Origin of the sequence: Yersinia massiliensis, assembly GCF_003048255.1 — a bacterium.
In the GTDB taxonomy this organism is placed as follows: Bacteria; Pseudomonadota; Gammaproteobacteria; order Enterobacterales; family Enterobacteriaceae; genus Yersinia; species Yersinia massiliensis_A.
Map to the genome: position 1 here is coordinate 4,709,622 of NZ_CP028487.1, position 19,144 is coordinate 4,728,765.

The following is a 19,144-nucleotide window of genomic DNA, read 5'->3' on the forward strand; positions in this document are numbered from 1 at the left end:
ACGCGGCAATCTTACCACCGCAGCTCTTGCACACAAAATTAATGGTGCGCCCGACAGGATTCGAACCTGAGACCTCTGCCTCCGGAGGGCAGCGCTCTATCCAGCTGAGCTACGGGCGCTTAGCGCCGTTGCGGGTGAGGATACTACGGTTTTAATACTTGGCTGTCTAGTGCTTTTTTAGAAGAAATGGCGCGTTTGCTTACGCTTTGCTCACTCTGCCACAAAAGTCAGCCATTGTTAGCCGTTACCTCACCCGTTTGCGGGTTTTATAAACGTTCGGTTTCAACAACCCTCGGATTATTCATTTTCAGCCCAAAATAGCAGGCCGAGACTAACCCAAGGAAAATCACCCCAACTAACAGCGATAAACGGGTATCAGGGTTAATCCCCATCCCAACTAACACACAGATCAAAAAGGCGATCGTAAGATAGTTAACATAAGGGAAGAGGATGGATTTAAATGGATGCTGCTTTAATGCCTCTTTGTGTACCTGTCGAAAACGGAGCTGGCTGACCAGCACCACAAACCACGGCACCATCCCTGGCAACACACTGGCGCTGTAGACGTACACAAACACCTGCTGCGGGTTAGGAATAATGTAATTGAGGCTAGATCCCACCAACAGGCACAAAATCGTGACCGCGATGCAATAAACGGGGACACCACTGGCAGAAAGTTTCGTCAGGAAAGCCGGTAACTGGCGGTTTTTCGCCAAGGCATACAACATCCGCCCACCACTGTACATGCCACTGTTACAGCCAGACAGTGCAGCTGTCAGCACCACGAAGTTGATGATACCTGCGGCGGCGGTGATCCCTATCTTGGCGAAGGTCAGAACAAAGGGGCTACCTTCAGTGCCAATACCATTCCATGGAAAGATAGTGACGATGACAAATATTGCGCCCACATAGAAAATCAAAATGCGCCACAAAATATTATTGATGGCTCGCTTTAACGTCACCTGTGGGTTTCTAGCTTCACCGGCAGTAATGCCGACCAATTCAACGCCTTGATAGGATGCCACCACAATACATAACGCGAACATAAACCCTTTCCAGCCACCGGCAAAGAAACCGCCGTGGGCCGTCAAGTTATCAAAACCAATCGGTTGGCCGTGATTACCAAAACCGAAGAAGATAACGCCCAGCCCCACTAGTATCATCACAATGATGGTGGTGACTTTGATCATCGCAAACCAAAACTCTAGCTCACCATATAATCTGACCGCGGCCAGATTCGCTAGCGCCACGATGGCAACCCCCGCGATAGCAGGCATCCATTGGGGGATTTCAGGGAACCAAAACTGTACATAGACGCCAATGGCAGTAATTTCAGATATCCCCACCGCTATCCACATAAACCAATAGCCCCAAGCGGTCAGATAACCAAAATAGGGGCTGAGATATTTATGTGCGTAGACGGCAAATGAGCCTGCAACCGGCTCCAGATGCAGCATTTCACCCATTGAGCGCATAATAAAGAACACAAATAGCCCGGCGATAATATAGGCCAGCAACACCGACGGCCCCGCCCATTTCAATGTACTGGCTGACCCCATAAAGAGCCCGACGCCTATAGTGCCGCCAAGGGCTATCAGCTCGATATGCCGAGCTTCCAGCCCACGGTGCAATCCTTTTTTCTCTTCGTTGTCTGCCATAAATCCCTCTGTAAACCTACTGGTGTGTGTCTGTTCCGGATGCCCGGTTATTGTTTTTTTAAGCAAAAAAAATGCGAGGCCAAACGAAAACATTCAGCCTGATTATTAATAACGACAAATTAAATGATAGGGAAACAGACCATAATAAAAAATGTTTGTGTCCACGAAACCCTAACCGGCCCGTATCGTTCCGTATCTGCGCCAGATAAGCAAACAAGAAGTTAAAACTTTATAGAATAAATAAAATAAAATTGATTCCATAATGGAATTAAAATGAAGGCGGAATAAACAGAGGAGACAGGTGAAATGGTTATCCTAGTAGGGCCATCTCTGGCCCTACTCTGCACATATACTTACAAGCGACCGCTGTAATAATAACCCACAAATTTAAGTAGTTTGAATTGGCGGCGAATACGGCTTGGTTGTGCCAGTAGGCGATAAAGCCACTCCAGCCCCAGATTCTGCCAGATCTTTGGTGCACGCTTAACATGACCGGTAAAGACATCGTAAGTCCCGCCAACGCCCATATACAACGCATCAGGGTAAAACTTACGGCAGTCACGCATAAACATTTCCTGCTTAGGCGACCCCATGGCAACGGTCACAATCGCCGCACCGCTGGCAGCGATACGGGCAAATAGCGCCTCACGCTGTTCCGGCGTGAAATAGCCATCTTGGCTACCGACCAAGTTCACGTTCCATTGCGCACGTAGCTTGGCTTCTGTTTCGGCTAGGATCTCAGGCTTACCACCGACCAAAAAGACTGGCGTGCCTTGCTGGCCCGCACGTTGCATTAAGGCTTCCCATAAATCCGCCCCTGCAACACGTGAAAGTTGCGCCTGTGGGTATTTACGACGAATCGCGCGTACCATGCTGATGCCATCGGCATACAGATATTCAGCTTCGTTAATCAATTCGCGCAAAGCGGTATCGTCTTCGGCCTTCAGCAGCTTCTCTGCATTCATGGCCACCAGCGTACCCGTTTTGACCGGACCACTGCTCAGCAGGTGATCCAGCGTCTGATTCATGTCACGAAAACCCCAAATCTCGAAACCACGGACATTGTATTTAGGAATGTTCGTTTCTTGGGTTGGAATAGCAGTATTCAGTTCCATTACAGTCCTTACAGTTGATTGCCCGTTTCAGGCATGGACAGGCGCTTAGACTTGCTAACACGGCGTTGTACCCGCTGTGTTATCAACCCTGCCGTATCGAACAACCAGTACAACAATTTCGCCAGTACCAGACAGGCACCAAAAATCACGCAGAAGAACACCACGCGCGAGACGAAGGAGTCTAGACCCTCTCGCGCCAAAACGATGATGTTAAATATCGCCCCAAAACAGAAACTTTGTAGAATAGCCGCTTTGTAGCGGTTCTTTTCTGCTTTCCCTTGCTCGTAAAGCCAGTCGAACCACTTAATGATAAGCCCAACGACAATGGCCCCCAGCGGGATAAACAGTACGCCACCCATCACCACCAAAGAACCGATAAGCGTCGGTGAAATCGCCAGTCCAGAGTGGTTATCCAGCACATCCCAAGTAAAGTAATTGGCCGTATTCAGGACCAAATCAGGGCGTTCCGGCCACAGGATGCTAGGGATAAACACATAGAAATCACGGATAATGGGGGCTAAACCTTGGAAATCAATTTTGTCGTAGTTTTGCAGCAATAACCCGAGGTTCTCCCACGGTGAGAACGTATCTCGCGTCAGGTATAAGAAGGTATAAAACGCTTCCGCGCCGTTCACATCCAGCCCATAGCGTTTAAGCGCCAGCCAGAACATCCCAACAATACCAAAGACACCGGCAGCGGCCAGCATCCACAAGGTTATCCAACCGCGAACAATCCCGATAAACAGGAATAAAGAGAACGCGATGATGATATTCGCACGAGTGCCGCCGACGATAACGTAGGTCAAGATGCCAAAGGCTACCGTGCTGGCGAGGAAGAAGAACCAAGCACGCATATCTTGTTTCAGGAAGTAGACCACTAACATCGCGGGGATGAAGAAGTAGAAAAAGCGCTTTAAGGCAACGCCAGAGACATCACTGGAGAAGATTTTGCTGTAGGAATCGAGCTTAAATAGCAGGAAACCATTTTGCATAAAGAAAATGCCCACGGTACCAATAGCCACCAGTGCCAGCAGCACCCACGTCAAATTGGTTTCTACCCGATTCATGGTAAAAATCGGCGTCCGTGGTTGGCTACGCGGCTTGGTCAGGCGTGTTTTGTAACTTACATAATAAATGGCATAGAACGCCGTGGCAGACAGCATGGCGTAGAGCAAGTACTCAACCGGTACTACCGCGACACCAAACTGGAAAACCAGCATACAGGTCAGTGGGAAGCCGAAATAGAAGGTCAGCAAGTAGAGCATCGAAAACAGCACATTGAAGTTAAAGCGCACGCGCCGAAACTCTTGATACGTCAAGATGAGGATAAACACCAATGCGATCAGGTAGACACTAAATAGACCGCCAAATTGCCCCAATGTCATGGGTGTTCTCCTGCTGCCAGTGCCAGCGCTTGCTGCCAGCCCTCAATGTAATTGGGGTTAAAGAAGGCGATTGATTGTTTATCCAATCCAGCTAATTGGCGCTGTGCCTCACGAATCAAGGGTTCATCCAATGAGTCACCATAGAACAGCACGGGGATATGTTGTTCCGCCAAGTCTTGCCAGAAGGGATTTTTACGGCTCAAGACGAAAGGCACACCAAATTGGGTGAGTAAGCATAGGGTGCCAATGCCTTGCTGACGATTAAAAATAAAGTAGCCCAAATCGCATTCGCGCAGGATATTAAGGTAGTCATCAAAGGGGATCTGATCGGTCAGGATACGGAGATTCTCTGGCGCGAACAGTGCCAATCCCGCCTGCCGAACTTGCTCGATATAGATTTCATTATTCGCCGGATAGCCCATGGGCAGAATGACTCTGGCATCTGGCCCAAACTGCTGATGAATCGCTTTCAACGCCTCAATGTGGCGGTTTGTCGTATCACCCGAGTTCCCCACTAAAATCGTCATTGGCCCCGCCATCGGCTTTTCTACGCTGATATTGGTTAACGCGGGGTCCATACGGGTTGGGAAGTAAAGCAATGATGCAGGCACCCGAGGATGGCGTTGCTGGAAATAAATCAAATCACCACGGGTCGCAAATACGTGCCCTACCCGCCCTTGAGCGAGGCGGCGCAATACGTAGAACAGTCGAAACTTCCAGCTTTTGGCATCTTCATACAAATCAGCGCCCCAAACATGCCAGTAGACCTGTCGCGGTTTGATTTTGCCGCTTAACAGCGCCAACCAAAGGGTGGCATTAAACTGGCCGTGCCAGAAAAAGCGCGTGCTGCGGTCCGCTTGTGCACGGGCGATGACTGCTTCAGCCAAGGCTTTTTTATTGCTGTGTGTTTCGATATCCAACTGTGTGAATGATGGGAAAGCTGCCGTCTCTTTTGCCGCCACCATAAAGTGCCGTACCTGCTCTACCGGCACACGTGTTGCCAGCACATCATTGAAGAAGCGCATTACAGTCAGATTATGGTGCGGGATATCAGATCCCAGTACATGAATCAGGGTTGTCATTTTTTTCTACTGTAAAGAGTGTTTACGGTGATGAATGTCTACGGTACATAATGAATACGCAGCTACAGAGCGCAAAATAGACAATATAAGTCGCCATATAGGCTTGTGCCGCGCCTAAAGAGCCATTCATTGGAATTAACCAATGGGCAAACCCGGTCAACAGTAAGAACTGGCTCACTTCCGTCAAAATGTAAAAGCGCAGCGAGGCTTTGGCAATGACCAGATAGCCAAACACATACGACCCTACTTTCAATACATCGCCAACCAACTGCCAAGCAAAGAGGTCACGCATAGCCGTGAACTGTTGCGAAAACAGCAACCAGATAGCAAAGTCACGTAACAGCCAGACCATAAAACTGGCCGTGGCCACCGCCGGTAACACAAATTTCAGTGAGCGCAGAATTTCGCGAGAAATCTCCGCTTTAGCTTTGAGTCGCGACAGTGTTGGTAGCAAATAGACGGTAAATGATGCCGTTATAAACTGTAGATAAGCATCTGAAATACTGCTCACCCCCTGCCAGATCCCTACTGCATCCCAACCATATTTGTCAGCCAGCAAGTTACGCATCATCACGTAGGCCACCGGCAAGGTCACTGAGGTAATCAGCGCCATGATGGTAAATTTGCCTAAATGACTGGCTAAGGCTTTATCCCAGCTCAGTTTAAGATAGCTCAGCGGAATGGTTTTGCGGCGAATAAGTAGGGTTAACGCAGGAATGACCACCAAGGCGGGAACCAGTGCCAAGCCCACTAATGCACCGGGGTATCCCCCAATACGAAAGCAAATATAATAAGCCACCACACCAATCAAGCTACCCGCGATCACCGCCAACGCATTACCCATCGCATCGCGATAGCCTTTGAGGATCGCTAAAAACAGGTTGGCGTAAGCGATACCCATTTGGATAAGCGCGACCACTCGCACGACATTCTGGTAATCGCTATGACCAAACAAAGCAATACTGACGGGTTTTGCCGCCAATAGGAAAATCAGCGCCAGCAGCGTTGAGAACCCCAGCACAATAGCCGATGAGGTGCCCAGAACCGCACGCAAACGTTCAGGTTGCTGATGATATTCAGCAACATATTTCGTAATACCGTTAAAGATACCCGCGCCAGAGAGCACGCCTAATACCGTAATTAGCTGGCGAAAATTCCCTGCCTGCCCAACACCACTGGGGCCGAAGGTCACCGCCAGCAGTTTAACCACTAACAGCCCTACGCCGATTTTAATCAGCGTAGAGCCAGCAGTCCAAATCGATGCTTTTGCCAGAGACATATCAGGCGAAGTAACTCAGCACAGTGTTAATGACCGTTTTCTGATTGATATCAGTCAGGTTATAGAATATTGGCAAGCGAGCCAGGCGCTCACTTTCTTTAGTCGTAAAGCGGTCTTCACCCGCCATACGGCCAAATTCTTCACCGGCCGGACAAGCATGCAATGGAATGTAGTGGAATACCGACATGATCTCTGCTTCTTTTAGGAAGCTAATAAATTGAGAGCGATCGTCGATGTCACGCAGTTTGATATAAAACATGTGCGCATTTTGTTCTAAATCAGTGGGAATGACTGGCAAATCAATGCGCCCAGCGTCCGCTAATGGCTTGAAGGCATTGTAGTAGGTGTGCCATAGCGCCAGACGGCGTGCGTTAATTTGTTCTGCGGCTTCCAACTGCCCCCAAAGGTAAGCGGCCTGCAAGTCAGACATCAAATAGCTAGAGCCAATATCACGCCACGTATATTTGTCTACCTGCCCGCGGAAGAACTGGCTACGGTTAGTGCCTTTTTCACGAATGATTTCAGCACGATCAATCAGTGACGGATCATTGATGAGCGTTGCGCCACCTTCACCGCCAGCGGTGTAGTTCTTGGTTTCATGGAAACTGAAACAACCGATGTGGCCAATCGTCCCCAGCGCTTTGCCTTTATAAGTGGACATCACACCTTGAGCGGCATCTTCGACCACAAACAAATTGTATTTTTTCGCCAGCGCCATAATGGTGTCCATCTCGCAGGCCACACCCGCATAGTGAACGGGCACGATCACCTTGGTTTTATCGGTAATCGCGGCTTCAATCTTGGTTTCATCGATATTCATCGTATCGGGACGGATATCGACGAACACCATTTTCGCACCGCGTAGCACAAAGGCATTGGCGGTCGATACGAAAGTGAAGCTTGGCATGATGATTTCATCGCCGGGTTTGATATCCAGCAATAATGCCGCCATTTCCAACGAGGCAGTACAAGACGGTGTCAGTAAGACTTTCGGGCAGCCGAAATGCTGCTCCATCCACTGCTGGCAGCGACGGGTAAACCCACCATCACCACATAATTTCCCACTCGCCATTGCGGCCTGCATGTAACCAAGTTCGGTGCCTACTACCGGTGGAGCGTTAAATGGAATCATTTCATCCCCTGCATAACCAATACGCGGTGCTCTCAATCGAAGCACCACTGCGAATATAAAGACGTAAAGCAGCAATATTGCTCATCTGCGTGGCGACGCGTAACCGCTGTAACCCACGACGCTGGCACCACTGCTTTGCCGCCGACATTAATGATGTACCGATGCCTTTACCCTGAGCATCAGGGAATACCGCTAGCAAGCCAATACGTGCGCTACCATCTTGCAAATCCCGCAACGTCACAAAACCCGCTGGTTGCCCCTGCGTATCCATCACCAATAAACATTGATGATCAAAAGTGCCCAATACCGCCTTTTCAGCCCACAAGGCATAAAAACGCCCACTGTCTTGTGGGTCATACCAAGGCGCACGAAAACGACTTAACGCAAAGGCATCCGCGGCAACACGGCGCAAAAGCGGGATATCGTCGACTGTTGCGACGCTAAGCTCAGCTTCTGCCTCAGATGTAGCATTTTCCGTGCCAATCACGGTTTTTGCAGCGATAACTAAGGAAAGATCGACTTCACCTTCCACTAATTTGAAGTCTAACTGACCAAGAGCATCAATCAGGTCAACACGATGCGTTGGCACTTTGGCTTGAGTGAGGGTAAAAGCATCCAACTCAGCCGGGTTAAGTTGCGGGGCTGAGTCAGAGAAAATCAGTTTTGCACTGTGGCGCTGGAAAAATTCACTTTCCCAGGCCAGTGGCTCAATACTGGCGTGGACGGGCATGTAACAGATCCAACAAATATTTGCCGTAACCGGTTTTAGACAGCGCGGTTGCTGCGCGTCTTACACCCTCATCATCTAACCAACCATTGCGCCATGAAATTTCTTCCAAACAGGCGATTTTGAAACCTTGCCGTTTTTCAACGGTTTGCACAAAAGTACTGGCTTCAATCAAGCTGTCATGGGTGCCGGTATCCAACCAAGCGAAACCACGGCCTAACAGTTCAACCGTCAGCTCTCCGCGCTCCAGATACATCTGGTTGATACTGGTAATTTCCAGCTCGCCGCGGGAAGAAGGTTTAACCTGCTTAGCAAAATCAACCACTTGATTGTCATAGAAATAAAGCCCAGTCACCGCCCAATTGGATTTTGGCTGGCTCGGCTTCTCTTCGATAGACAAGGCGCGGAAGTTATCGTCGAACTCCACCACACCAAAACGTTCTGGGTCCATAACCTGATAGCCGAATACCGTCGCACCGCGCTGACGGGCAGCAACCGTTTTCAGTTTTGGGCTAAAACCTTGGCCAAAGTAAATATTATCGCCTAGCACCAAACAGCATGGCTCATTGCCGATAAATTCTTCACCGATGATAAAGGCTTGTGCCAATCCATCTGGACTCGGTTGAGCGGCATAACTCAGATTGATACCGAATTCATCGCCATTCCCCAGCAAGCGCTGAAACGACGGTAAATCTTCCGGCGTAGAAATAATCAGGATATCGCGGATCCCTGCCAGCATCAGCACTGACAGCGGGTAGTAAATCATTGGCTTATCGTAAACGGGAAGTAGCTGTTTAGAGACACCACGGGTGATGGGATGCAATCGAGTGCCAGAGCCACCAGCCAGAATGATACCTTTCATACGATCTCCTGAAAGAGACAATCGCCTGAAACCATCAGGCAGACGTTATACATAGGCAAAACATCATGCAGACTGCGGCATGATGTCATCCCAATGATGAATAGAATTCAGATGCAGGAAAGCGGCACCGATGAACTTACATCAGTCGTAAGCGATTCGGGTATTCGAGCGCAGCTAACACACCTGCAACTTGAAAGATGACGATTCTCAGTCGCTCAAGCCCAAACGCTCACCGGCGTAAGAACCATCCTGAACACGTCGCCACCAAGATTCGTTATTCAAATACCACAACACGGTTTTGCGGATACCACTTTCGAATGTTTCCTGTGGTCGCCAACCCAGTTCCCGCTCAATTTTACTGGCATCGATGGCATAGCGCATATCATGGCCAGGCCGATCTTTGACGTAGGTAATTAAGTCACGGTAATGAGTAATTCCAGCCGGTTTTTCTGGCACTAATTCGTCTAACAATGCGCAGATAGTTTCGACCACTTCGATATTTTTGCGCTCGTTATGACCACCGATATTGTAGGTTTCACCCACCACACCTTCGGTCACGACTTGATATAAGGCGCGAGCATGGTCTTCAACATACAGCCAATCACGGACTTGTGCGCCACTGCCATACACCGGCAACGGTTTGCCTGCCAACGCATTGAGAATCACCAACGGGATCAGTTTTTCAGGGAAATGGTACGGGCCATAGTTATTCGAACAGTTGGTGACCAACGTCGGTAAACCATAAGTACGCAACCAAGCACGTACCAGATGGTCGCTAGATGCCTTAGACGCCGAATAAGGGCTGCTAGGTGCATACGACGTGGTTTCTGTGAAGAGATAATCTGTGCCATGCAGGTCACCATAGACCTCATCCGTGGAGATATGGTGGAAGCGAAACGCCAGTTTGGCCTCAGTACTCAGTTGCTGCCAGTAATGGCGAGCCGCCTCTAACATAGTGTAAGTGCCCACTACGTTAGTTTCGATAAAGGCCGCCGGCCCATCAATAGAGCGGTCAACATGGCTTTCAGCCGCCAGATGCATGACAACATCTGGCTGATATTGCGCAAAAACGCGGTCCAATTCAGCACGGTCACAAATATCAACCTGCTCAAATGCATAGCGCTCGCTTTTGGCGACCACGGCCAGAGACTCCAGATTACCGGCGTAGGTGAGTTTATCGACCACCACGACGCTATCTGAAGTGCCATCGATAATATGTCTTACCACCGCAGAGCCGATAAAACCGGCCCCGCCTGTGACTAGAATACGTCTCAACGCCATACTCCTTTGGTATCGACAATCCACGGTTGCTTCACATCTTCAGGTTTGATGGCCTTGAACTGGTTATGATCAACCAACATCACCAGCACATCTGCCTGCTGCAATGCGGTCGCCGTGTCTTTCAGCGTCACATGACCTGCCAGTGACTTCGGCAATTGCTCAACATTGGGTTCAACCACCAAAGTTTCACCGGTGTGCCATTCCGCGATCAAATGGGCGATTTCAACGGCTGGGCTTTCACGCAAATCGTCAATATTTGGCTTAAATGCCAAGCCAAAGCAGGCAATTTTAACTTCTGAGGCGCGTTTGTCTGTCGCGGCTAAACAATCAGCAACAGCGGCTTTCACGCGGTCAACAACCCACAGCGGTTTGCCGTCATTCACCAGACGTGCGGTGTGAATCAGACGCGCTAACTCTGGATTTTGAGAAACGATAAACCAAGGGTCTACGGCGATACAGTGACCGCCAACGCCTGGGCCAGGCTGCAAGATATTCACGCGTGGGTGGCGATTCGCCAGACGAATCAGTTCCCATACATTGATACCTTGTGCATCACAAATCAGTGACAGCTCATTGGCAAAAGCAATGTTAACGTCGCGGAAGCTATTTTCAGTCAGTTTACACATCTCAGCAGTACGCGCGTTAGTCACGACGCACTCGCCTTCTAAGAAGATTTTGTACAGTTCACTGGCGCGGGCAGAGCATTTTGCAGTCATGCCACCAATAACACGGTCATTTTGAATCAGCTCAACCATCACCTGACCCGGCAACACACGCTCAGGGCAGTAGGCAACGTTAATATCCGCGTCTTCACCCGCGTTCTGCGGGAAGCTCAAATCTGGGCGAGCTTCAGCCAGCCATTGTGCCATTTGTTCTGTAGCACCCACTGGCGATGTGGATTCTAGAATGACCAAGTCACCCTTTTTCAGTACGGGTGCGATAGATTTAGCGGCAGATTCAACGAAAACCATATCCGGATCATGATCGCCCTTGAAAGGTGTCGGTACAGCAATGAGAAACGCATCTGCGGCCAACGGCTTAGTGACAGCCTGAAGGTAGCCCCCTTCAACGGCAATTTTCACCACTTTGTCTAGATCGGGTTCGACGATATGAATCGCGCCACGATTAATGGTTTCAACTGCATGGGCGTTGACATCGACACCAATGACTTTCTTCTTGCGCGAGGCAAAAGCAGCCGCTGTTGGCAGGCCAATATACCCAAGACCGATAACAGAAATTGTTTCAAAACTCATAGCGTCACCTGATGATTCTTTAAAGCTTCAAGGATGCGTTGACAGGCATGCCCGTCACCGTAAGGATTATGTGCCCGTGTCATTTGATGATAAGCAGACTCATCAGTTAGCAAGCGGGTCACTGCATCAACTATCTTATTAATATTAGTGCCAACCAGCAAAACGGTGCCTGAATCGACAGCTTCAGGACGTTCGGTGGTATCACGCATCACCAAGACCGGTTTACCCAATGAAGGCGCTTCTTCCTGAATACCACCAGAATCGGTCAAGATCAGGTAGGCATGGTTCATCAGATAAACAAATGGGAGGTAATCTTGTGGGTCAATCAGAATGATATTATCGATACCTTTCAAGATACGATTGACCGGCTCACTGACGTTCGGATTGAGATGCACCGGATAGACCACTTGCACATCAGGATGCCGACGGGCAATTTCCGCTAATGCGCTGCAAATCCGCTCAAAACCACCACCAAAACTTTCACGGCGATGCCCTGTAACCAAGATCATTTTTTTGCTGGTATCGAGGAACGGGTAACGCTGAGCCAAACTAGCGCGAAGTTCAGGGTTGTTCATCACCCGATCGCGAACCCAAAACAGCGCATCAATCACCGTATTACCTGTGACGAAAATACGGCTATCCGGTACCATCTCGCGTAACAGATTCTGGCGCGAATTCTCTGTCGGCGCAAAATGGTACATAGCTAGGTGACCTGTCAGTTGACGGTTAGCTTCTTCCGGCCATGGGGAGTAGAGATTACCAGTACGCAGACCCGCTTCGACATGGCCGACCGGTATGCGGTGATAAAACGCAGCGAGACTGGTCGACAACGTCGTGGTGGTATCACCATGAACTAAGATCACATCTGGCTTAAACTCAGCTAGAACAGGCTTTAACCCCTCCAGAATTCGGCAGGTTATTTCCGTCAATCCCTGTCCCGGCTTCATGATATTCAAATCATAATCCGGTTGAATTTCGAATAAACGTAAAACTTGGTCCAGCATCTCACGATGCTGAGCCGTCACGCAGACTCGCGATTCAAAGGCTTCATCCTGAGCCAAGGCGTGCACCAGAGGAGCCATTTTAATGGCTTCAGGCCGGGTGCCAAAAACAGTCAACACTTTCACAGTGAATCTCTTTAAGGTCAGTTAGCCGCAGACAACGCCTGCAAGTTGGGCGCACAATGCGCCCAGTAACGATTTATACGCTTTTACGGAACGCCGCAGCATGACTTTTTTTGTCTGGCTGCGACGCTAATTTATTCAGGCGTAGATTCCATCACACGCCACAGATTAAGGTTGCGTGTTAGTACGACGAACCAATACGACTCCGGCCCCAACCAGTGCCCCAATCGCGCCCCACATAATCAGCAGGAAAACACGACGCGGGCTATCACGTGTCACCGGATCTTCAGGTGTACGTAAGTAGCGATAGGTTTGGAATGTTTTATCCAGTGTCGGACCGACGTTCAATGTTGCCAGCATCGCGCGGTTCTGATCGTAATCAATATCAAAACTTGGGCCAGTAGCCAGCAATGTTTCTAAGCGAGCCTCAAGCATAGGCTTGCCTAACATAAACATTTTTGAATCAGGAAGTTGCTCAGCTGGAGTATCCGTTTGATTACGGTTAATCCCTTGCTGGCCCGCCACTTTCAATGCTTGCTGAACTGCGGTGACTTCACGATTAAACACTGCTTGTGCCACTGCTTCCTGCCGCTTAACCTGCGCTTTCATTGATTGTGTACGTGCAGCCCACGCCCCCACAATCTCATCATTCAAATGGCTAGCCGCACGTTGGTTGGCAAAATCAATGTAACTCCGCAGCAGTTTATTAGAATCAGTGGCGGTTTCTGCCGTCAGCTTAATACTGTCGTTGAGTATTTTTTTGTCATCACGCGGCGTGAAAACAATATTATTCACCAGTTCATCAAGCAATGCCGCGTCTGCTCTGGCATCACCTTCTAAGCGTTGTTTGTAGTAATCACTTTGCAGCCAGAAGTCACGGCGGGTATCGTATGCCGCTAATTGAGTAATAAACTCGCTGTAGGCTTCATCAGAAATACCGGGTTGTTCACTGGCAACACCACTATTAATGCGAGTGTCCAGATTACGCAAAAACTGTTGCTGAGAATAAAAACCGCCCAGGTTATTCACTGTCGGTCTGTCGGTAATGGCCGTCGCACTCCACTGCTGTTTCACCAGATAGGAGATACCCAGCGCAATTGCGGCGAAAAGAATTGCCATCCCGATGATCCATACTTTGCCACGCCAAAGCGTACGGCACAGGCTACGAATATCTAATTCGTTATCCACAGTAGGCTCATTATGGGGAGATCCTGTTTTATCCGTCGACATAGATTCTGATTTCATCACTGCCTAAAAGCCTCTGATTAAGATTCATGCTTATTTTGCGATGCACGACGCATCCGGCGCTTCATACGCTTGATAAAACGTGCCACTCGCCATGCCCGTTTGATGCAGTAATCGTACAATAGAAATGCAAGCAAGAATAATGCCAACATAACCCATTCGGGGATGAATGTGAGCCGTTCACCAATAACACCAATCGCCGCTAATATCGCAGCAGCTAGGGTAATTAACACAAAAGCCTGCCGTGAGGTAAAACCAGCACGCATAATTAAATGATGGATATGCTGACGATCAGGAGAGAAAGGGCTCATCCCTTTACGTAGACGCCGGTACATAATGGCGATCATATCCATTAATGGGATAGCGATAATCCATAATGCAGTCACCGGATTAATCGGATGTGAATTCCCTTGCGTGGTTTGCAGCAGCATCCAAATGGCAGTGAAGCCAATTAACGTGCTGCCGGCATCCCCCATAAAGACCTTATAGCGACGCCCTAGCAACCCGAGGTTAAGCAAGATGTACGGCAAGATTGCAGCAATCATAGCGAAACACCATAACGCCAGTGCCATCTGCCCACTCTGATACAGCAAAGCACCCATGGCACCAAACGAGACGCAAGATAGGCCGCCGAGCAGACCATCTATACCATCCACCATATTGAAAGCATTGATCGCCGCCCAAACTGCGAATAACGTCACAACATAGCCGAAGGGGCCAAGTACCATTTCCCACGGGCCAAAAGTATGCCCTAGGCTACGTAAATAAAGCCCACCGATCGCCATCATGGCAATACCGACCATGGCTTGTACAAAGGCTCGGATCTTTACACTGATATCGAAACGATCATCTAGCGCACCGACAAAGACTAATAAACCGGCACAACCTAGATATAAACGGAAATGGGGAATCTGCTGATTGGTGATCAGAAAGGTAAAACAAATACCCGCGAACACGGATATACCGCCCACTAATGGGATCAAACCCTGGTGGCGTTTGCGATAGTTAGGTTTATCGACTAATCCAATTCTCTTGGCAACTTTGCGAGCAACAAATAAAAATGCCAATGAAAACAGGAATATAACAAATATCTCAGTACTCATAGTGAGTAAATTCACGTTTAACCGCTCTCTGCAAAAAGTTACATCAGCTTAGCATGTAGGTTGGCGCAAACCATGCCTTCGCCACGCTTTCAGTTATTTCTGAATATGATGACAGCCTTGCTTGTTATTCCCAACTCTATTTTTGGTATTTTCTCGTTGGCCCTAAGAATAAATACCAAAATAATCGTTAGTTTGATCTGGTTATCCACTAAATGAATTACAAACTCGGCTATCGTATATTCCAAAAGCAAAAAACGCCACGACGAGCGTGACGTTTTTAGTTAGTACGATAAAATTATGAGCGTCTCATATTATCGAAGAACTGATCGTTGGTTTTCGCGGTTGCCAGTTTGCTGATAAGGAACTCCATCGCATCGATTTCACCCATTGGATGAAGAATACGGCGCAAGATCCACATTTTTTGCAGCTCTTCAGTGGTAGTCAGCAACTCTTCTTTACGTGTACCCGAGCGGTTGAAATCAATCGCTGGGAAGACACGTTTCTCCGCAATTTTGCGGGACAAGTGCAGTTCCATGTTGCCTGTACCTTTAAATTCTTCATAGATGACTTCATCCATTTTAGAACCGGTATCAACCAACGCGGTGGCAATGATGGTCAGGCTTCCGCCCTCTTCAACATTACGTGCAGCACCGAAGAAACGCTTAGGGCGGTGTAAGGCGTTCGCATCCACACCACCGGTCAGCACTTTGCCTGAAGCAGGTACAACGGTGTTATAGGCACGAGCCAAACGGGTAATGGAGTCAAGCAAGATGATAACGTCTTTTTTGTGCTCAACCAGACGTTTTGCTTTTTCAATCACCATTTCAGCGACTTGAACGTGACGGGATGCTGGTTCATCAAAGGTAGAAGCAATTACTTCACCTTTAACCAGACGTTGCATCTCGGTGACTTCTTCCGGACGTTCGTCAATCAGCAAGACCATCAATACGCAATCAGGGTGGTTATAAGCGATGCTGGTCGCAATATTTTGCAACAGCATGGTTTTACCCGCTTTAGGCGGTGCCACAATCAGACCACGTTGACCACGACCGATTGGCGATGCCAAATCCAGTACGCGAGCAGTTAAATCTTCTGTCGAACCGTTACCACGTTCCATACGCAAACGAGAGTTAGCATGTAGTGGGGTTAAGTTTTCGAACAGGATTTTGTTACGGGCGTTTTCCGGTTTGTCATAGTTAACTTCGTTAACTTTCAACAATGCAAAATAACGCTCACCTTCTTTAGGCGGACGAATCTTACCGGCAACGGTATCACCAGTGCGAAGGTTGAAACGGCGAATTTGGCTTGGGGATACATAGATGTCGTCGGGACCGGCGAGGTAGGAGCTGTCTGCAGAGCGGAGGAAACCAAATCCATCCTGCAATATCTCCAACACACCGTCACCGAAGATATCTTCTCCACTTTTCGCATGCTGCTTAAGAATAGAGAAAATAATATCTTGTTTACGCATCCGGGCTAGGTTTTCCAGCCCCATATTTTCGCCAAGTGTTATCAGATCAGAAACCGGCGTGTTCTTTAATTCGGTAAGATTCATAATGGTGGGTTCTTAAACTCGGGGTATGTCTCGAACTATGGTCGTGAATGGTATGGCAGCGTCATCCGTGCCTGTTTAATGGGACATTCAATCACCGGCCTTGGACAAACTACGCAAGCAATCACTTACGCGAGATTTGCGCGACTCAACGGTAAAAAGATTGAAAGTGCCTTCGACTGATTTTGTAAAACCGTTAGACTGTCAAAAAACTGATTGAGCTCATAATTATTCTCAACACACATTATTTCGACATAGAGTAAATCTTAGATTCAAACTTAATAGATACTACAGATCTAATAGGTACTACAGATTTAATAGGTACTAAAGAATTAAGCTAGATGCTACAAACCCGGATTGAATACACAGGAAAGTTTTATACGCAGTGAAGTAAACTTAACACGCTTCTTTGCAGGCGTCTAGCGGTCAGTGTGAGAAATCACAACTGCCGCTACACACCCAGCTATACCTACCCTCTTTCAAGGTACTGCCGCATTGACTGCTCACTGCATTCCGGCTCACTGATAGGCTGTTAGCTTATCGGAATTCTCTTGCTTGTCACTGGCGACGCATCTTGAAATATTTGGGTTTAGGCTGTTTAAAGCCGCTTACAGATTGGCATCCAAGAATGCTTTCAACTGGCCTTTAGACAAGGCTCCCACCTTCGTGGCCGCAACTTGACCGTCTTTGAATAACAACAGCGTAGGAATACCACGGATACCGAATTTAGGTGCCGTCGCCACATTGTCATCAATATTCAGCTTAGTGATGGTCAATCGACCTTCATACTCTTCAGCAATTTCATCCAGAATCGGAGCAATCATCTTGCACGGACCACACCATTCAGCCCAAAAATCGACCAGAACCGGACCGTCAGCTTTCAGTACGTCAGTGTCGAAACTTTCATCACTCAGGTGAATAATTTTATCGCTCATGTTCTACTCCAAAGGATTGTGTCTACCTCGTTGGTGTAGCATTAACCAACAATAGGATGACTTTATTTCACCGGATACGCTTTCGTAAAGCAATAGTTAGCTGATATTCTACCACACTATGAGCAAAACACACTTGACCGAACAGAAGTTTTCCGACTTCGCCCTGCACCCGCTAGTTACTCAAGCTCTTGAAAGCAAAGGGTTTGAGTATTGCACGCCGATTCAGGCGTTAGCATTGCCACTCACCCTTTCTGGGCGTGATGTTGCGGGTCAGGCGCAAACAGGAACCGGCAAGACGCTGGCTTTCTTAGCGTCTACTTTCCATTATTTGCTTTCTAACCCGGCAGAAGAGGGTCGCCAGACAAATCAACCTCGCGCGTTGATTATGGCACCCACGCGTGAATTGGCAGTGCAAATTCACTCCGATGCAGAGTCACTTTCCCAAGCGACAGGGCTGAAATTAGGCTTAGCGTATGGGGGCGACGGCTACGATAAACAGCTTAAAGTGCTAGAAAGTGGCGTTGATATCCTGATCGGGACAACTGGCCGTTTAATTGATTACGCAAAACAGAATTATATTAACCTCGGTGCGATTCAGGTCGTGGTCTTGGATGAAGCAGATCGTATGTACGATTTGGGCTTTATCAAAGATATCCGCTGGCTGTTCCGCCGTATGCCATCCGCTGAAAAACGTTTGAACATGCTGTTCTCTGCCACACTTTCGTACCGTGTACGCGAACTGGCCTTCGAACAGATGAATAATGCGGAATATGTTGAAGTGGAACCGTTACAAAAAACCGGCCACCGCATCAAAGAAGAGTTGTTCTATCCTTCAAATGAAGAAAAAATGCGTCTACTTCAGACGTTGATTGAAGAAGAATGGCCTGACCGCTGCATTATTTTTGCTAATACCAAGCATCGTTGTGAAGAGATCTGGGGTCATTTGGCTGCTGACGGTCATCGTGTCGGTTTACTGACAGGTGATGTTGCGCAGAAAAAACGCCTGCGGATTCTGGAAGACTTCACTAAAGGTGATATCGATATTCTGGTTGCTACCGACGTTGCGGCACGTGGCCTGCATATCCCGCTGGTCACCCACGTCTTTAACTACGATCTGCCTGACGATTGCGAAGACTATGTTCACCGCATTGGCCGTACTGGCCGAGCAGGCGAAAGTGGTCATTCCATCAGTCTGGCCTGTGAAGAATATGCGTTAAACTTACCGGCTATCGAGACCTACACGGGTCATAGCATTCCGGTCAGCAAATATAATAGCGATGCGCTATTAACAGATTTACCGGCGCCGAAACGTTTGGCTCGTCCCCGTACTGGGAATGGCCCACGCCGTAACTCTGCCCCACGCCGTAGTGGTGCACCACGGAATAACCGTAAGCGACCGAGCTGATAAAAA

Annotated in this window: 16 protein-coding genes and 1 tRNA gene; 1 reads left to right on the forward strand and 16 read right to left on the reverse strand. The window is 48.5% G+C overall.

The window, feature by feature from the left end; genetic code table 11:
• Nucleotides 1-42: 42 nt before the first annotated feature.
• The 16 genes from DA391_RS21940 to trxA form a co-directional block, all read right to left on the reverse strand.
• A tRNA-Arg gene (locus DA391_RS21940) sits at nt 43-119 on the reverse strand.
• A gap of 147 nt (nt 120-266) precedes the next feature.
• Nucleotides 267-1,658 (reverse strand): bifunctional threonine/serine APC transporter ThrP, encoded by a 1,392-nt coding sequence (thrP, locus tag DA391_RS21945; RefSeq protein WP_050083623.1) that lies wholly within the window; start codon nt 1,656-1,658, stop codon nt 267-269.
• 353 nt (nt 1,659-2,011) lie between these two features.
• Nucleotides 2,012-2,773 (reverse strand): lipopolysaccharide N-acetylmannosaminouronosyltransferase, encoded by a 762-nt coding sequence (gene wecG / locus DA391_RS21950; RefSeq protein ID WP_050083621.1) that lies wholly within the window; start codon nt 2,771-2,773, stop codon nt 2,012-2,014.
• An 8-nt stretch (nt 2,774-2,781) separates the two neighbouring features.
• On the reverse strand, nt 2,782-4,158 hold the full coding sequence (gene wzyE, locus DA391_RS21955) for an ECA oligosaccharide polymerase (protein ID WP_019213149.1): 1,377 nt from the start codon (nt 4,156-4,158) through the stop codon (nt 2,782-2,784).
• Entirely contained in the window at nt 4,155-5,240 is a 1,086-nt protein-coding gene (locus tag DA391_RS21960) for a TDP-N-acetylfucosamine:lipid II N-acetylfucosaminyltransferase (protein WP_050083619.1), read from the reverse strand. Before DA391_RS21960 ends, wzyE begins: the two co-directional genes overlap by 4 nt.
• 22 nt (nt 5,241-5,262) lie before the next feature.
• A complete protein-coding gene (wzxE, locus tag DA391_RS21965) occupies nt 5,263-6,519 on the reverse strand; it encodes a lipid III flippase WzxE (protein WP_050287221.1) in 1,257 nt (418 codons plus the stop codon).
• 1 nt (nt 6,520) lies between these two features.
• Nucleotides 6,521-7,651 (reverse strand): dTDP-4-amino-4,6-dideoxygalactose transaminase, encoded by a 1,131-nt coding sequence (rffA, locus tag DA391_RS21970; RefSeq protein WP_050287222.1) that lies wholly within the window; start codon nt 7,649-7,651, stop codon nt 6,521-6,523.
• Between the two features lies 1 nt (nt 7,652).
• Nucleotides 7,653-8,381 carry a dTDP-4-amino-4,6-dideoxy-D-galactose acyltransferase gene (gene rffC / locus DA391_RS21975; protein ID WP_050287223.1) on the reverse strand — a complete coding sequence of 243 codons (729 nt, stop codon included), beginning with the start codon at nt 8,379-8,381 and terminating at the stop codon, nt 7,653-7,655.
• On the reverse strand, nt 8,359-9,240 hold the full coding sequence (rfbA, locus tag DA391_RS21980; protein WP_019213144.1) for a glucose-1-phosphate thymidylyltransferase RfbA: 882 nt from the start codon (nt 9,238-9,240) through the stop codon (nt 8,359-8,361). The genes rffC and rfbA overlap by 23 nt, the downstream gene beginning before the upstream one ends.
• A gap of 207 nt (nt 9,241-9,447) precedes the next feature.
• On the reverse strand, nt 9,448-10,521 hold the full coding sequence (gene rffG / locus DA391_RS21985) for a dTDP-glucose 4,6-dehydratase (protein ID WP_172986881.1): 1,074 nt from the start codon (nt 10,519-10,521) through the stop codon (nt 9,448-9,450).
• Nucleotides 10,512-11,774: a UDP-N-acetyl-D-mannosamine dehydrogenase gene (wecC, locus tag DA391_RS21990; protein ID WP_049608887.1), complete on the reverse strand. Its 1,263-nt coding sequence runs from the start codon at nt 11,772-11,774 to the stop codon at nt 10,512-10,514. Before wecC ends, rffG begins: the two co-directional genes overlap by 10 nt.
• On the reverse strand, nt 11,771-12,901 hold the full coding sequence (wecB, locus tag DA391_RS21995; protein ID WP_019213141.1) for a non-hydrolyzing UDP-N-acetylglucosamine 2-epimerase: 1,131 nt from the start codon (nt 12,899-12,901) through the stop codon (nt 11,771-11,773). Before wecB ends, wecC begins: the two co-directional genes overlap by 4 nt.
• Nucleotides 12,902-13,066: 165 nt before the next feature.
• Nucleotides 13,067-14,143, reverse strand: coding sequence for an ECA polysaccharide chain length modulation protein (gene wzzE, locus DA391_RS22000; RefSeq protein ID WP_050083613.1), 1,077 nt, complete (start codon nt 14,141-14,143; stop codon nt 13,067-13,069).
• Between the two features lie 20 nt (nt 14,144-14,163).
• Complete coding sequence (wecA, locus tag DA391_RS22005) at nt 14,164-15,261, reverse strand: UDP-N-acetylglucosamine--undecaprenyl-phosphate N-acetylglucosaminephosphotransferase (protein ID WP_072084856.1); 1,098 nt, start codon at nt 15,259-15,261, stop codon at nt 14,164-14,166.
• Nucleotides 15,262-15,541: 280 nt separating this feature from the next.
• Nucleotides 15,542-16,801 (reverse strand): transcription termination factor Rho, encoded by a 1,260-nt coding sequence (rho, locus tag DA391_RS22010; protein ID WP_004704159.1) that lies wholly within the window; start codon nt 16,799-16,801, stop codon nt 15,542-15,544.
• Nucleotides 16,802-17,406: 605 nt separating this feature from the next.
• On the reverse strand, nt 17,407-17,733 hold the full coding sequence (trxA, locus tag DA391_RS22015; protein ID WP_019213138.1) for a thioredoxin TrxA: 327 nt from the start codon (nt 17,731-17,733) through the stop codon (nt 17,407-17,409).
• Nucleotides 17,734-17,851: 118 nt separating this feature from the next.
• On the opposite strand from trxA, the gene rhlB reads away from it, so the two are divergent.
• A complete protein-coding gene (gene rhlB, locus DA391_RS22020; RefSeq protein WP_050083610.1) occupies nt 17,852-19,138 on the forward strand; it encodes an ATP-dependent RNA helicase RhlB in 1,287 nt (428 codons plus the stop codon).
• The last annotated feature ends 6 nt before the right edge of the window (nt 19,139-19,144 follow it).

Bases quoted from the DNA above. Each gene is read 5' to 3' on its own strand.
- thrP (WP_050083623.1), bottom strand. From the start codon at position 1,658: ATGGCAGACAACGAAGAGAAAAAAGGATTGCACCGTGGGCTGGAAGCT.
- wecG (WP_050083621.1), bottom strand. From the start codon at position 2,773: ATGGAACTGAATACTGCTATTCCAACCCAAGAAACGAACATTCCTAAA.
- wzyE (WP_019213149.1), bottom strand. From the start codon at position 4,158: ATGACATTGGGGCAATTTGGCGGTCTATTTAGTGTCTACCTGATCGCA.
- DA391_RS21960 (WP_050083619.1), bottom strand. From the start codon at position 5,240: ATGACAACCCTGATTCATGTACTGGGATCTGATATCCCGCACCATAAT.
- wzxE (WP_050287221.1), bottom strand. From the start codon at position 6,519: ATGTCTCTGGCAAAAGCATCGATTTGGACTGCTGGCTCTACGCTGATT.
- rffA (WP_050287222.1), bottom strand. From the start codon at position 7,651: ATGATTCCATTTAACGCTCCACCGGTAGTAGGCACCGAACTTGGTTAC.
- rffC (WP_050287223.1), bottom strand. From the start codon at position 8,381: ATGCCCGTCCACGCCAGTATTGAGCCACTGGCCTGGGAAAGTGAATTT.
- rfbA (WP_019213144.1), bottom strand. From the start codon at position 9,240: ATGAAAGGTATCATTCTGGCTGGTGGCTCTGGCACTCGATTGCATCCC.
- rffG (WP_172986881.1), bottom strand. From the start codon at position 10,521: ATGGCGTTGAGACGTATTCTAGTCACAGGCGGGGCCGGTTTTATCGGC.
- wecC (WP_049608887.1), bottom strand. From the start codon at position 11,774: ATGAGTTTTGAAACAATTTCTGTTATCGGTCTTGGGTATATTGGCCTG.
- wzzE (WP_050083613.1), bottom strand. From the start codon at position 14,143: ATGAAATCAGAATCTATGTCGACGGATAAAACAGGATCTCCCCATAAT.
- rho (WP_004704159.1), bottom strand. From the start codon at position 16,801: ATGAATCTTACCGAATTAAAGAACACGCCGGTTTCTGATCTGATAACA.
- trxA (WP_019213138.1), bottom strand. From the start codon at position 17,733: ATGAGCGATAAAATTATTCACCTGAGTGATGAAAGTTTCGACACTGAC.
- rhlB (WP_050083610.1), top strand. From the start codon at position 17,852: ATGAGCAAAACACACTTGACCGAACAGAAGTTTTCCGACTTCGCCCTG.